Genomic DNA, 15961 nt, shown 5'->3' with positions numbered 1-15961 from the left:
GTGTATTTTAATAATGAATATAAATTTTAATCCATTAAACTAGTTTTATCTAAAAAAGAATGACATCATGAAAAAAATCTATTTGAGATGTCTAAGCGTACTATTGTTAAGTTGTTTAACGATTGTTGCTTATGCACAAAAAACAGTTACCGGTACGGTAACAGAAGCTTCTGGCGTGTTACCCGGGGTGAGTGTCCTCGTTAAAGGAACCAAAATAAGTACGCAGTCTGATGCAAATGGAAAGTTTTCCATTTCAGTAGATCAGGGAGCAACTTTGGTATTCAGTTTTGTTGGATATGGAAGTAAAGAGGTAATCGTTGGCACGTCATCTATAGTTAATGTAACAATGCAGGCGGGCAACAATAGTTTAAGCGAAATAGTAGTTACAGCTTTAGGAATTAAGAGAGAATCGAAAACACTAACCTATGGAGTGCAGACATTTAAAAGTAGCGATGTCAACGCAGTAAAAGATCCAAGTTTGGTAAACACCTTATCGGGTAAAATTGCTGGTGCACAGATTACAAAAAGCTCATCTGGTGTAGGTGGTTCTACTAAGATTGTTTTACGCGGTAGTAAATCTGTTACTGGCGATAACAATGCGTTATTTGTAATTGATGGAATACCCATGCCACGCAACAATAGTTCACAAATCGAAAGCGCATTTGGTGGACAAGATAGGGGCGATGCAGTAGAAAACCTGAATTCTGAAGATGTGGAGAGCATCACAGTATTGCCCGGTTCAGCGGCTTCTGCTTTGTATGGTAATCAAGGTTCTAATGGTGTGATTTTAATCACCACAAAAAAAGGTATTGATGGTAAAACGGTTGTTAGCTTCTCATCAAACTCTACTTTTGAGAATGATTTTAAATTACCCGAAATGCAAAATACCTATGGGCAGGCCGACGTCGCAGCTAATTCTAACGACAGTTGGGCGACTACTAAATTAAGCTCGCCATCGTCTTTCAACCCAACAGATTTTTTTAACACAGGTAAAACATTTACAAATTCGCTATCTATACAAACAGGTACTAAAACCAATCAAACTTATTTCGGTTTCGAAAGCACTAACTCAACTGGAATTATTCCAAACAACAAATTGGACAAATATAATTTTAATGTACGTAACAGCAGTCAATTTTTTAAGGATAAATTAACGCTAGACATTACGGCAAACTACATTTCACAAAATGTGAATAACAGGCCAAACCAAGGTTTTTATTACAACCCAATTGTGCCTTTGTATATTTTTCCAAGGGGCGTTAATTTCGATCAGTTCCAAAATTATCAGGTGTACGATCCTGGAAGGAATTTGATGGTTCAGAATTGGCCATCGGCTTTTACGGTAAGTGACATCGCCACGCAAAATCCTTATTGGATCGTAAACCGAAACAATAATCAGGATAAATTAAGCCGCTTGTTGGGAACAGTATCTGCCAAATATTTATTAACAGATTGGTTTAATATACAAGCCCGCTTAAAGATAGATCGTACGAACGATACTTATGAGGGCCAGAATTTCGCATCGTCTAACAACACCATCGTTGGCTACAAAGGTTCCTATACTTTTAACCCTTCAACCGTTACTCAGACCTACGCGGATGTTTTAGCCAACTTCACTAAAAAAATTAAAGATTTTAGCTTGGATGCTAATTTAGGCGCAAGCTTGCAAAACAATCTAAGTTCGGGCTCGAATACCTCGGGCAACTTGTTAAATTTTGCAAACGTATTTTCTATCTCTAATATAGATTATACCAGAGTTTATCCAACTCAATATTCAGACAGAAGCCAGGTACAATCAGTGTTTGCTACTGCAACCATTGGTTTCCGAGATGAGTTCTTTGTGGATCTTACAGCCCGTAACGATTGGGACTCTAGTTTAGCTTTTACGGCTAAGAATAATTATTTTTACCCATCAGTAGGGGTAAATGCCATTTTGAGTCAAATATTTAAAATGCCAGATTTTGTAAGCTTTGCAAAATTAAGAGCCAATGTTACTGGCGTTGGTAATGGCGCATCGTCTATATTGTATGCAACCAATCCAACGTATTCAGTTACAAACGGTACTGTTTCCGCTATTGGCGCTGAAGGACTTGGTACCTTAAAGCCCGAAAACACAAGGTCCTACGAAATTGGTACTGATTTGCGTTTTTTTAACAATAGTCTAACGCTAAGTGCCAACATATACAGGTCATTCACTACAAACCAAATCTATGCCATACAACCGTCCGCAAGCTCACTTCACAGTCTTTATTACTTTAATGGTGGTAATGTGCGCAACGAAGGGGTTGAAGGAACCTTGGGTTATCACTTGGTGTCAGGTGGTTTTAGTTGGACTCCCAGCATTAATTTCTCTGTAAACCGCAACAAAGTGTTAACTGTACTTGACAACTTTACCGAACCATCAACCGGGCAGAAAAAAAATCTTGATTATGTAACGCTTTCGACAGACTTCTTTGATCTACGTGTTCAGAAAGGCGGATCTTATGGCGACATGTATTCTCGCACACTGCAAAAAGATGCCGCGGGAAATTATATTGTTGATTCAGATGGCATTCCACTAAGATCAGATGACCTAAGCAAAATTGGCAATTACAATCCAAGATTTTTAGCAGGTTTCCAAAATCAGTTTACCTATAAAAATTTCAATTTTAGCTTTCTTATCGATGGACATTTTGGCGGCCAGGTAGTGTCACTGACCAACTCTGTATTAGACTTTTATGGAGCTTCTGCTGCCACTGCGCTGGCTAGAGATAATGGTGGAGTACAGATTAACAACCAAAAAGTTGATGCGAAGAAATATTACGACTTAATTGATGGTCGTAACGGTTTAGCATCAGAATATGTTTACAGCGCAACAAACATCAGATTGCGTGAAATGACATTCGGTTACACTTTGCCAAGTGCTTTGTTTAACAATAAGGTAAAAAATATTGGAATATCGGTATTGGCTCGTAACTTGTTTTTTATCAAAAATAATGCGCCATTTGATCCTGACGCTGCTTTATCAACGGGTAATGGTTTTCAAGGGATTGACATATTCAATTTACCTACCATTCGTAGTATAGGATTCAAGATCAGCGCTCAATTTTAATCGATAAATCATACGGAAATGAAAACAAAATATTTAAACAAACAAAATATCGCCTTAGCTTTTGGGTTAGGCGTTATGTTGGTGCAGTCTTCCTGCACAAAAAACTTCGAAAAGTATAACACCAATAGGTACGATGCCACTGACTCGCTGCTAAAAATTGATGGCGAGGGTTTAGGCGCATTTATGGTACCTATGGAACTTGGTATTGTTAACAGTATAAACTATAATTACCAAGTACAAGAGAATCTCAATGCCGATATATTTTCTGGTTTTATGATGACAGGAGATGCTGGTTTTAATCCAAATAACCACACTTACAACCTCAATGAAGGTTGGAATACAGCGCCATTCGACATTGGCTTTGGTACTATAATGGCCAATTGGGTACAAGTAAGAGGAAGAGTTACCCCGACCTCGCAAGATTACCTCGCGATAGCCAATATTTTAAAAGTAGAAGCCATGCACCGTGTTACCGATGTATATGGACCTATACCTTACACCAAAGTTGGTCTTAAAGCATTGTCTGTTCCCTACGACAGTCAAGAGACTGTGTATAAAACCTTTTTTGATGAGCTAGATTTTGCCGTGAGCACACTTACCAAATACATTGCGGAAAACCCAGATGCAAAACCGTTTAAACCCTACGATCTGCTTTACAATGGCGACTATAAGGAATGGTTAAAGTTCGCAAACTCATTGCGCTTAAGGTTGGCGATACGTATTGCCATGGTAAATCCTGCACTTGCGAAAACTCAAGCCGAAAAAGCGGTGAGCGATCCAGGAGGTCTAATGACAACTAACGCTGATAACGCCTATGTAAATGCAGTTAACGGCGTTACTTTTACCAACCCGATTTGGTCCGTTTGCTATGAATATTTGGATACTAAAATGGGAGCACCTATGGAAACTTATCTCAAAGGATTTAAGGATCCGAGGATATCAGCTTATTTCGTTAAAAATAAAAATGGCGAATATCGCGGCATCCGCAATGGGATTCAACTAGACAATTCTGCCCAGTATGCGCCGGCAAGCGACTTTAATCTGTCCAACTCTTCGCCTATACGTTTAATGGCAGCATCTGAAATCTCTTTTTTACGTTGCGAGGGTGCTTTGCGTGGTTGGGCCATGGGCGGTACGCCGCAGAGTTTTTATGAAGGAGGAGTATCACTTTCATTTGAGCAGGCGGGAGTTGCTATCGGAGGCTACTTAAACGATGCGACCAGCACAGAGGCTCCCTACGTGGATTTAGTACGTGCATCTAATAATATAGCGGCCGGTTCGCCTAATTTAAGCACCATAACCGTTAAATGGAACGACGGTGATGTTTTTCAGCGTAAAATGGAGCGGATCATAACACAAAAGTGGCTTAGCTTGTGGCCTGATGGCAATGAAGCATGGGCCGAACAACGTCGTACCAACTATCCTATTTTAATGCCGGTGGTTATAAATGCAAGTCAGGGTAAAATTAGCACTACAGATTTTATTCGCAGATTGCCCTTCTCTAAGAAAGAATATGAGACCAACAAAGCTGAAGTAACCAGTGCAGCAAGTCTGCTTGGTGGCGCAGACAATGGCGGAACTCGCTTATGGTGGGATTTAAAAGTAAAAAATTAATATTTTCTCAATTTGCATTGTGAAGCGTAATAGGACCAATTTTATGGGTCCTGTTACGCTTTTTAGGTATCAAGAAAGAAATCATCTTTGGCTTATGGACAATCGATTTAGTACTTCGGTACTTGGTCAAATGTGGCAGAGCCAGATGCGTAGTGCACAAAAAATTAAGAAGATGAAATGACCGGCGGATAAGGCTTTGTAGCAAAAATCCTGAGCAATATGCACAAATCAGGCATGCTTAAAATGGTCATCAGACCGTCAACGCCAACCAGAATTTTATTTTGACGATCCATTTATTCTTGATAAACTCGCGGTAGCCCTAAAAAATCATATTTGACGCTTTTTTTTGCGCTTAGACCAAAGCTCCCATCTGTCATTTTTATTAGCCATTCGGCAGATGTCCCGCAAACGTCTGAAATTATGTTTTCTTGGATAAGAAACGATGCAGAAATACGGATGATTTTGCCTGTAAACGGCTTATTCATTGGCTGATAATTAACGCAATCGTAGGTTTCATATATAACTTCTGTCATCTTTTCATTTGTTAACCGACACTCGTGATGACTTTGTGTTACTACATGCGAAAGAAAAACTAAATGTATCATATTTGCAACTGCAAAAAAAAGAGTCAAAAAAATGAATTTAATAGAGGATTTGAATTGGCGTTATGCCACTAAAAAAATGAACGGTAAAATCGTTCCACAAGATAAAATTGATTATATCTTAAAAGCTGCTCGCTTGGCTCCATCTTCATCGGGTTTGCAGCCATTTAAAATAATTGTGATCAGCGACAGGGAAAAGCTTGCCGAAATTAAGAAAATCGCTTCTAATCAAAGTCAGATTACAGACTGTTCTCATTTATTGGTATTTGCAGCTTGGGATGGATATTCCAATGACCGTATGGGTAAATCTTTAGCTCAAGGCGCAAAGGATCGTGGTTTGCCAGAGGATTCTGTAACAGGTTATCAAAATTCTTTATGGAGCATGTATGAGCCATTGGGACAAGAGTGGCATCAAAATCACTCAGCGAAACAAGCTTACATCTCTTTGGGCATAACGCTTGTAGCTGCTGCTGAGCAGAAGGTAGATGCAACGCCAATGGAGGGATTTCAGGCACCAAAATTGGATGATTTTCTTGGCTTAAAGGAGCTTGGGCTTAAGAGCGTTGTTATTGTGCCATTAGGTTACAGGGATGAAGAAAATGATTGGTTGGTAAACCTAAAAAAAGTCCGGACACCTGAAGATGAGTTTTTTATAAAAATTTAGATTTTTATCAGCTTTCATATTTCCTTATCCCCATCAAAATTTAGTTCCTTGATGGGGATTTTTTTTTGCACTTTCTTGAATTGACGGAAATGATCTATAATCCATTTGAAAATACTGCTGGCTCTTTTGGCCGACGCCGGATTCCGAAGATTTTTTAGGAGCTTTTTAGATATAAAATAGTATATGTAAAACATAGGAATACCTTTTAATCTTAAAAACTTATTGAGAAGTTTTTTTTATTGACAATACTTATTAAAAAAATTAAAAAAGATTTTGGTAGATTGTAACTTTAATGTTAAGTTTGTATAACTAAACCAAGAATGTCAGCAGCAAAACGAAACGGATTAAAGCTTAGAGCCGAGATCATTAAATACTTCTTTTATAAGAATGCGCTTTCGCTTGCTAGGCTCAGTAAACTGACGCAGAGGAGTTTGCCATCAGTTGCAACAGCAGTTAATGCGTTGGTAGATGAAGGTTATGTGCTGGAAGAAGGATTGGCCCCCTCTAGCGGCGGCCGGCGTGCAGCATTGTTTACTCTAAATCCAGATCATCAAAAATACATCGTTGTTCTTGCCATGGATCAGCGCATTACTCGTTTCAATATTTTAGATCTGCGTCGCAACAAGATGATGGAAACCCAGACAATGGATTTCAATCTCGAGAGTGGAGCCCTTGGCGTAAATGACCTGGTGGTTTTTATCAAAACATCCTTAAAAAAATCCGGACTGCAATTAGAGCATCTTATAGGGATGGGGATCGGGATGCCAGGCTTCATCAACAAACAGGACGGAATTAACTATTCTTTTCTTACCGCAGACGAACCCTTAAACATCAGCGAATTTTTGAGTGATGAACTTGGCCTTCCTGTCTTTTTAGACAACGATTCCAGTCTGATTGCTTTGGCAGAACTTCATTTCGGGGCAGCAAAAGGCTATACCAACGCCCTCGTTATTAACCTAGGATGGGGTACCGGACTTGGGATGATCATTAATGGAGAGCTTTATCGTGGCAGTACCGGTTATGCTGGCGAATTTAGTCATGTGCCGCTGTCGAGTTCTAATAAATTGTGTTCCTGTGGCAAGCGCGGTTGCCTAGAGGTAGAGACATCACTTAAGGTGATGGCAGAAAAAGCAGAAAGGGCAATTGCCGAGGGTGCGGAGACTAGTTTGACCACCTTGTTCGAAGACGAGCGTGTTCAGCACGGAGATCACTTTCTGACTGCGGTAACGCAACAAGATCCTTTAGCCATATCTATCCTTTCAGAAACAGGCTATCATCTAGGTAAAGGAGTCGCCACGCTAATACATATTATGAACCCAAAATGTATTGTACTCGGAGGTAGAGGGGCCAGAGCCGGTAAAATGTGGCTTCCGAGCATACAGCAAGCCATACACGAATTTTGCATCGCAAGGATTGCAGAACAGACAAAAATCGTGGTTTCAGACTTAGCAGAAGATGCGGAGTTGCTCGCTGCAGCAAGTTTGGTGATCGAGAACAGTGAATTTTAAGCATGAAAATAAATTTAAACAAACAAATACCCGTGAACTAAAAAACAATGAATGTTATGAAAAAAATGTACTTAAAGTGTTTAGGTACGCTATTGTTAACTGTTTTAACAATGGCTGCATTTGCACAGAAAACTGTTACAGGAACAGTTAGAGAATCGTCTGGTCCCCTTCCAGGCGTAAGTGTATCAATTAAGGGAACAACCAGGGCAACACAAACAGATACGGATGGAAAGTTCTCCATTTCTGCAAATACCAATGATGTGTTGGTATTTTCTGCGGTTGGCTATATAAAGCAGGAGGTTTCTGTCGGAGACAAATCTTCTGTCAATTTAACACTTAAGCAAAATGACAACCAGCTTGATGAAGTAAAAATAGTTGGCGCTTTGGGAATTATAAAGGAAGATAAAAACCTTGGTTATTCAGTAAGCTCTGTTAAGGGAGAAGACATTACCCGTACCAATACCGTTAATCCAATTACAGCTTTGCAGGGTAAAGTTGCCGGAGTGAATATTAACGTTATGAGCGCATCTGGTATTCAAACGTCGCCATTTATACAAATTCGTGGTGCAAAGGTGTTGGGTTCTAGTCCTGGACAAGCAAATAACCAGCCCATTTTTGTAGTAGACGGAAACGTATTACAAAACAACTTAATAGGTGCGGATGGTGCTGATGCAGGCTCTCAATTGAAAAACTTAAACCCAGACGATTATGAATCTATTACTGTTTTGAAAGGTGCGGCAGCAACTTCGTTGTATGGGTCTAGGGGTTTAAATGGTGCCATTGTAATCACTACTAAAAGAGGAAAATCTGGTACTGGTCTCGGTATAGAAGTGAATTCAACCTACCAAACTTCTAACATTTACAAAAGTCCTTTAACATTTCAAAACACTTATGGACAGGGTAGTGCGCTAACAAGAGAAGGTAATTTTGCCCCAGACGGAAGTCAGGCAAACACCGTTGGCAGTTGGGGGCCAAAATATGATGGTACCCAACATCCAGTAATCTTTGACCATTCTAGAATGACCGCTTATGTAGCTCAACCAGATAACTGGAAAGCTTTTTATCAAGATGGAAATTTCATCAATAACAATATTGCATTAAGCGGCGCTAACGATAAATTTAATTATCGCTTATCCTATTCAAACAACTCAAGCAAGGGTATGTTGCCAAATAACGCCTTAAAAAGAAATGCCTTTGATATTAAGGTTGGTGGTGATTTGAATAAGGTTTTTTCAACCGAGATTGGAATTAATTATGCAAATACGATAACGAGTAACTTTTTTGATCAGGGCAGATATGCGTATGGTGGTGGATCAAATTTGGCATTCAATACCTACTATCTCCCGCGTAACCTAAACTATAATGATTGGCGTGCAACTTATCGCAACGCAGACAATTCTGTTAACAGCGCTGGCGCTTTTGGAAACTTAAGTAGTGTCATTAACGCTTTTTCTGTTTTTGATAAGAACAATTCTAACAGGAATGAAAATTCATTTTTGGGCTACGCCCAGTTAAAGGCTCAGATTACACCTTGGTTAGATCTATCAGGAAGGGGAAATGTCAACTTTTTGAAAATTTATAATGAAACAAAAAACTATGGCAACGATAAAAATAATGTAGGTGGCTATTACTCTAGTTCTGGAAATTATTCAACCGACTACACACTGCTTTTTATGGCTCATGGAAGTAAAAAAGTGTTAAATGACGACTTGAATGTAGACTTAAGAATTATTAATGAAATTTACGGAAATGGGCTGTCCGAGAATTATGGGGTAAGCACCAACGGAGGGTTGGCAGTACCAAATCAGTTTTTTCCTGCAAACTCTGTCAATGACATTCAAAATAACTACTACTATAATTACGGATCAAATGGAGTTACCTACCCTGGTTCGCAAACAGCAAACACAAAAACCATTGGCGTTGCAGGTGTGTTAAATTTAAATTATAAAGAATATTTAAATTTGGAATTAACTGGGCGTAACGATTGGTTGAGTACACTAACTTACCCAACTGCAGTAGCTGGGGCAAATAACTATTCGGTCTTTTATCCATCAATTAACTTATCATACGGATTCTATGATCAGTTTCAGGCAGATATGCCTAAATGGTTGTCGAGTGGTAGATTGAGAGCTTCTTTAGCATATGTGGGTAATGCAGGTGTTGCAGGTCCGTACGCTACCGGTGCAGGGTATGCACCTGGAACGATTTACAATAACAACAATCAGACTGTTGGTAGTGCGAGCCAAATCAATGCAGATGTTAAACCCAATTACGATTTGAAGCCTCAAAGGCAACGTTCACTTGAGTTTGGTACAAATTTCGGCTTTTTAAAAGAGCTGATCAATGTAGATTTAACCTACTACAAGACAAACACCTTCAACCAATTGCTATATGTGCCTAGTGTTTTAGAAACTGGTTATAGTCGGAATTTTTTGAACTTTGGCAACATTCAGAATCAAGGGCTAGAGTTATTGGTAAATATAAACCCCATTCGTACTAGCGACTGGAATTGGAACGTAGCTGTCAACATGGCTCATAATAAAAGCATGATTAAAAGTCTTGGCTTTGGGATAAAAGAATGGGAATTGAGCGGAGGATATGATGGTGCAAATGTTTGGGCATACGAAGGTGGTGATTTTGGCGTACTTACGTCGGATTTAGGTGCCTCTTCTAAAAAAGATCCTGCAACTGGTTTCCCACTTCTTCAAGTAAGTAGCCGCTATGTGCAAACTAACCCAGCGCTTAAATATGATATTGCAGATTATGCGCTTGTTAATCCTGATTATTCTGACACACAAAAAAGAATTGCGATCGGTAAAATCGAACCAGATCTTACAGGTGGAATCAGTTCTACCTTGAGGTATAAAAACTTTAATTTATTTACTCAAGTTGACGGCCGTTTTGGTGGCTACGTATATTCAGAGGCATTAAGTTATGCTAGCGGCCAAGGAACGTCTGCAAATACCCTAAATTTTAGAGATCAAGAACATGGAGGTGTTGCAAGAATCGATTCCTATACTGGGCAAACGAGATACGATGGAGTGATTCCAAATGCAGTTTTTGATGCCGGGCAGACAAGCCCACTTAAGGCAGGTGTTAATATCGGCGGGATGACATTTAGACAAGCTTATGATCAAGGACTAGTTGAACCATGGAAAGCCTCTCTGTATTATAACGGATGGTATGGTTACGGCACAAACATTAATGGAAATGAAACGGCTTCTAAGAACTCTTGGATTATGCTGCGCGAAATTACATTAAACTACCGCATACCGACTTCGATTTTGGATAAAGCTCACATAAAAGGCGCTAGGATAGGTTTTTCTGCGAGAAACATAGGATATCTATATAGAACCTTGGCTGATGGTCAAAATCCAGAGTCCATCCAAAGTAACGATCCGTTTAGACCATACATAACAGGTGGTGTGCCGTTTTATAGAAATTATTCTGTCAACCTTAATATTACATTATAGTATTAAACTTCACAACAATGAAAACAATAAATAAATATATACTGGGATTGATCTCGATAGCAATCTTGGGGCAATCCTGCAAAAAAGATTTGGTAGATCTTAATACCAACCCAAAAACTTTACCAGATGCGAATCCGGAATTCATATTTACTGCTGCAACAGCCGATTTTACAATCACTAGTCGAGACAATACAAGTCAGAAGTATGGCTCCACTATGACTTATATGCAATACATCGTGGCAGATGGTGCGGATGCGAATGGAATTGCCGGAAGTTATTGGAATCCAACAAAATCGATCGGTCCAAATCCTAATTTCCCATATTACAACGATTATTTTAATGGGATAGGTAGGAATATGAATCGCATCATAGCCAAAATTGATGGGTTACCGGCGGATCAAAAAGCAACCTACCAAAGTTTGAAAGCAATCTGCCAAGTGCTCAATGTATACCAAGCATGGAAAGTTGCCGATGTTTTTGGCGCCTTACCTTATACTCAAGCGTTTGATGATGCCAAATATCCGCTGCCGATGTACGATTTTGACTATACACTATATAAGACTTTCGATACGCAGTTAAAAGATGCAGCCTTGCTGTTAAAAAACGGAACAGGACAATTTGCTTTGGGTAGTCAAGATTTCTTTTTCAATGGAGATTATGCAAAGTGGTTAGCCTTCGCCAATACCTTACGCATAAAAATAGCACAACGTTATGAGCAAAGAGATCCCGCACAACTAACAAGTGTTCTAACAGACATTGCAAGCAATTTTGCGAGCACCATTATCGCTTCAAATGACGGATCGTTTGGTTACAATCAAACGCGCGATTGGAACAATAACGTAGATGACATTAATGTTATCCTATTTCAATATGATGCAGCGTTTCCTTTCGTAGAGTATCTTAAATCTACCAAAGATCCAAGAATTAATTTCATGGTTCGCCAGAATGATTTTGGTGCAAATTATAAAAACTATTTAACGGTTAAACAAAACGGCGACGCTACCACACAAACAGCGTTACTTCAACCAGAAAACCAAGTGCGTTACTGGGGAAAACACACTTTTCCTGCGTCTGCGAATTCTGCTTATGGTTCAACCGGATTAGATCGGTTTAAAACATTTACAGTTACAGGTGGTACGCAAACTTTAGGCTTTTTATCAGCCATACAAAGTAGGTTGTTTATAAAAAATGGCGGCTTTGGTGGTTTCGATGCGCGTTCTTCTAAAGATTTAATGCACGATGATGAGTCTTATGTAGATGGCGCGACTATAAAATACCGCACTCCATATTTAACTTATCCAGAAACTTGCTTTATGATGGCAGAAATTGCTCAAAAAGGTGGCAATGGTCTAGGTAAATCTGCTTCACAATGGTTTTATGCAGGTGTTCAAGCATCATTCGATGAATACAAAGCAGCTGCTATTAATGCAAATGTTCCAAATGCATCAACCGTTACCATAGGGGATTTTGCTGCCAATTTACCCTTCTTGGGCTTGCCAAGTATATATTCTCAAGCTTGGGTTAATTATTTAAGGCAGCCAGAAGAATCTTGGGCCATGTGGAAAAGAACTGGTTATCCTCAATTTACAGATGTTAGACCAGGAAATAACGGTTTGATAGGAACTTCTTCTATTGCTTATCTAGAAAGCATTTACGATGGCGGTCAAAACCTACTGATTCCTAGGCGCAGTGCGTTGAACTTAAGTACAGGTTCTAATCTAAATTCTAAAAATTATTCAGATGCCATTCAAGCAATGATTGCAAAAGATCCGGCCTATGGGATTAATGCACTAGATACTAAAGGAAGAATTTGGTGGGATAAAAAATAGGTTCAAACCTAATTGGTTAATTGATAAAGGGTCTGTGATTTTCGCAGGCCCTTTTTTTGCAGTCTACAGTATAAAAAATCTAAGGTTTAATACAATTCGAAGACTATCTCTTTTATAATAATCTAGCATTCACTGCTCAAGTTCTCTCATACATCAATTTCATCATCGTGCGCTTTGCCATATAAATTTGCGAATTTCCTATTTAAAAAGTTTTAAAATTTATAAATTATTTTCCACCGCCCCAACTTTTTCGCTGTATAAATCAATCGGACCATCTAACAAAACTGCAACAATGGTTAGGTGTTTGTCGAGTTTTTCTTCTGGTATCGGGATATAAACAATTCCTGGAACTTTACTCCAATATAATTTATTGTAGACTTCATGCGAAAGCATTGTACCTTCCCCAACAATACGAATTCTGCTAATGTTATTTTTTAAGCCTTTTATCGCAATAGGGCCATTTGGTTTGCCTTCTACAAAAAGATATAATGTCTGTTTATCTGCAGAAAGTGCCGTATTGCCAAAATAGTGCCCAGCCGGAATACCCTTGATTGAACCAGAAAGCACTTCGGCATTTTTTATTACCCAATTTACCGCCTCTTCGTCTAAAGGCTTTACATCTGGTGCAAATCCCAATCCATCAGAAGCGAGCTTACTGTCTTTAAAAATATTTAGGCCATTATTTAAATCTTCACTTAGTTTTTTAAATTTTAAGTGCGCCGATTGCAAATTTTTATTTTTGATAAATAAGCTTTCATAACTTATTGGTTTACTATTTAGAGGTGCCAACTGCAAAGCATCGTCAAATGATACTTTTAAAACAGTTACATCTTTGTCAAAAGCAGTTTCAGGTATTTTAATTAGATAGTCGTTTTGACCTAATGACGTAAAGGTTGCATTAGTGTTTTCGCCGACAACACTAATGTGTTTAATTTTAGATTTTATTCCGCTTAGCCTAGTGCCATCTAAATCTTTATTTTCTAGATAAAGAAATAAAGTTTTTTTATCTTTTGAAAGAGCACTTCTTGCAAAAGTATGTCCTTCTGGAATGCCGGCTTCCGTGCCGTAAATGGCTTCGGCATGTTTCTTTGTCCATCGCCCCAAATCCTTTAAAATTGCGACCTGTTCTGGTGCAATTGTTCCATTAGGTTTCGGCCCAATATCCAACAGTAGATTTCCGCCCATGCCAATGCAGTCTACAAGCGTTCTTACAATCATATTCGAAGTTTTGTAATGGTGGTCATTTGGCTGATATCCCCAAGAATCGTTCATCGTATAACAGAGTTCCCAATAGTGATCATTAGGTCTCAAAACTGGAACGCCCTGTTCTGGAGTCTCATAATCGCCGTGCTGGTCTAATCTGGAGTTAATGATGATGTTTTTATTTCTCGCTTTTAGTAAATCTCTAACCTTGCCCGTTTCCCATTGAGCAGCTGAGTGTTCCCAATTTCCATCGAACCAAATTAAATCCGGATTGTATTGTGTAGAAAGTTCTTTCACTTGTCCTTGATAATAAGTTAAGAAGCGCTTCCACCTATTTACATCTGCATTGGCATCATACCTTTTTCTGTCTCTTGTAAAAACATCATAATCAGGATAACTCCAGTCGGGCAAAGAAAAATATAAACCTGTTTTTAATCCTGCTTTTTTAAGTTCAGCAACGAAGGGTGAAATTAAGTCCCGTTTTGCAGCACTATTATTTATTGTTGTTGTCGCTTTAGGCGCTTTGGTGTTCCATAACGAAACGCCATCGTGATGTTTGGTAGTAATCACAGCATATTTGGCTCCGCTTTCTTTAATAAGATTTACCCACTCTTTTGGATTGTATTTTTCTGCAGCAAAACCCTCAAGCTGTTTCATGTAATTATCATGATTGATGTAATTGTTGTAAAAAGCCCATGATTCTGAAATGCCATTAACCGAATAAATCCCCCAATGGATGAAAATACCAACTTTGGCATCTGAGAACCATTGCATTTTTTCCTCGGAAATGCTAGCTTTTTGTCCGAATGCATTGCAGCTAAAGAAAATTAAAAACAACAACTTTAAAATACGACTCGCCATAAGGTGCTAAATTTGGTTTTAGTTAAAAATAAGGGATAACTCACGCAATTACAAGTCAAATAGACATAGTTTGCAAAACCTAAAAAATCACATGCCTCAATTTTACGTTCTTTAGAGAAATTTGGGCGATACACAATTTACATTAACTCTTTGTTTTCGTTACTAAGTCAATTTTATTGCTTTCATTTCTTTAAATTTTTAGGCTGATTGTTAAGTTAGAAATAAGTCTACAAAAATTTAGTTACTTTGGTTGGATATGGGTCCGCTTCGTAGAAAATTGTATGGGATAGTTTTTGGCACATCAACTAAGGCGGGCAAAATATTCGACATTTGGCTGCTTGCTTTTATTTTGGCAAGTGTGTTGGTGGTGATGTTAGAAAGTGTGCCAGACTTAGGCGCAAATCACATGAATTTGTTCCTGATATTAGAATGGGGGTTTACCATCATTTTCTCCATCGAATACATCGCCAGAATTTTTATTAGTCCAAGACCCTTAAGGTATATTTTTAGTTTTTGGGGACTGATCGATTTATTGTCTATAATGCCCACTTATTTGAGCTTTTTCGTTTTCGGTTACCATTACCTTTTAGTGGTACGAGTGTTTAGATTATTGAGGGTTTTTAGGATTTTTAAGTTGGCAAGATTCAACGCAGAATCGAAAGTTTTAATGGTTGCCTTAAAATCCAGTCTCTACAAGATAAGTATTTTCTTACTTACAGTGTTGGCCATTGTGGTTTTTTTAGGCACAATAATCTACGTAGTAGAAGGGGGAGAAGAGGGGTTTACCAGCATTCCGCAAAGCATTTATTGGGCTGTTGTTACAGTAACGACTGTTGGCTACGGCGATATGGTTCCCCACAGTGTGTTGGGCAAATTTATATCAGCGTTAGCGATGATGCTCGGATACGCCATTATTGCAGTTCCAACTGGTATTGTTACGGTTGCGATGAGCAATTCTGAAAATGAAAAATGTGGAAGTTGTGACACCAGAAACAATAGAAATGCCAAATTCTGCAATGGGTGTGGCAAGTCGTTTTCGAAGGATTAATGTAGAAATCCGAGCTCCTAAATTCTTTTTTAGTAAAAAAAAGCAGCGAGGAGAATGGAAGAGAGATC

The 15961-nt window shown here is 38.7% G+C and carries 10 protein-coding genes; 8 read left to right on the top strand and 2 right to left on the bottom strand.

The features are described from left to right. Positions 1-67 precede the first annotated feature (67 nt). From ACVWYG_RS10090 to ACVWYG_RS10080, 3 genes are read left to right on the top strand one after another with little or no spacing between them, the layout of a single operon-like run. The gene (locus ACVWYG_RS10090; RefSeq protein WP_457270101.1) at positions 68-3091 is read left to right on the top strand and encodes a SusC/RagA family TonB-linked outer membrane protein; all 3024 of its coding nucleotides are present in this window, start codon (positions 68-70) and stop codon (positions 3089-3091) included. An 18-nt stretch (positions 3092-3109) separates the two neighbouring features. Beyond that, entirely contained in the window at positions 3110-4705 is a 1596-nt protein-coding gene (locus tag ACVWYG_RS10085; protein ID WP_457270100.1) for a SusD/RagB family nutrient-binding outer membrane lipoprotein, read from the top strand. Between the two features lie 19 nt (positions 4706-4724). Further along, the gene (locus ACVWYG_RS10080; RefSeq protein ID WP_457270099.1) at positions 4725-4886 is read left to right on the top strand and encodes a hypothetical protein; all 162 of its coding nucleotides are present in this window, start codon (positions 4725-4727) and stop codon (positions 4884-4886) included. A 112-nt stretch (positions 4887-4998) separates the two neighbouring features. Here the strand turns inward: ACVWYG_RS10080 and ACVWYG_RS10075 are convergent, their stop codons facing one another. Continuing rightward, positions 4999-5310, bottom strand: coding sequence for a hypothetical protein (locus ACVWYG_RS10075; RefSeq protein ID WP_457270098.1), 312 nt, complete (start codon positions 5308-5310; stop codon positions 4999-5001). Between the two features lie 31 nt (positions 5311-5341). Between ACVWYG_RS10075 and ACVWYG_RS10070 the strand changes: the two genes are divergently transcribed. From ACVWYG_RS10070 to ACVWYG_RS10055, 4 genes are all read left to right on the top strand, one after another. Next, on the top strand, positions 5342-5971 hold the full coding sequence (locus tag ACVWYG_RS10070) for an NAD(P)H-dependent oxidoreductase (protein WP_457270097.1): 630 nt from the start codon (positions 5342-5344) through the stop codon (positions 5969-5971). 320 nt (positions 5972-6291) lie between these two features. Continuing rightward, entirely contained in the window at positions 6292-7479 is a 1188-nt protein-coding gene (locus tag ACVWYG_RS10065) for an ROK family protein (RefSeq protein ID WP_457270096.1), read from the top strand. Between the two features lie 56 nt (positions 7480-7535). Beyond that, positions 7536-10952 (top strand): SusC/RagA family TonB-linked outer membrane protein, encoded by a 3417-nt coding sequence (locus ACVWYG_RS10060; RefSeq protein ID WP_457270095.1) that lies wholly within the window; start codon positions 7536-7538, stop codon positions 10950-10952. Positions 10953-10969: 17 nt separating this feature from the next. Beyond that, positions 10970-12781 carry a SusD/RagB family nutrient-binding outer membrane lipoprotein gene (locus tag ACVWYG_RS10055; protein WP_457270094.1) on the top strand — a complete coding sequence of 604 codons (1812 nt, stop codon included), beginning with the start codon at positions 10970-10972 and terminating at the stop codon, positions 12779-12781. A gap of 219 nt (positions 12782-13000) precedes the next feature. Here the strand turns inward: ACVWYG_RS10055 and ACVWYG_RS10050 are convergent, their stop codons facing one another. Further along, positions 13001-14845: an alpha-L-fucosidase gene (locus ACVWYG_RS10050; protein ID WP_457270093.1), complete on the bottom strand. Its 1845-nt coding sequence runs from the start codon at positions 14843-14845 to the stop codon at positions 13001-13003. A 256-nt stretch (positions 14846-15101) separates the two neighbouring features. Here ACVWYG_RS10050 and ACVWYG_RS10045 point away from each other — a divergent pair, with 256 nt between their 5' ends. Continuing rightward, complete coding sequence (locus ACVWYG_RS10045) at positions 15102-15893, top strand: ion transporter (RefSeq protein ID WP_457270092.1); 792 nt, start codon at positions 15102-15104, stop codon at positions 15891-15893. Positions 15894-15961 lie beyond the last annotated feature (68 nt).

It is taken from the genome of Pedobacter sp. UYEF25, assembly GCF_054061655.1.
The sequence above is the reverse complement of the archived record's forward strand: the minus strand, read 5'-3'. Positions and strand labels throughout refer to the sequence as shown.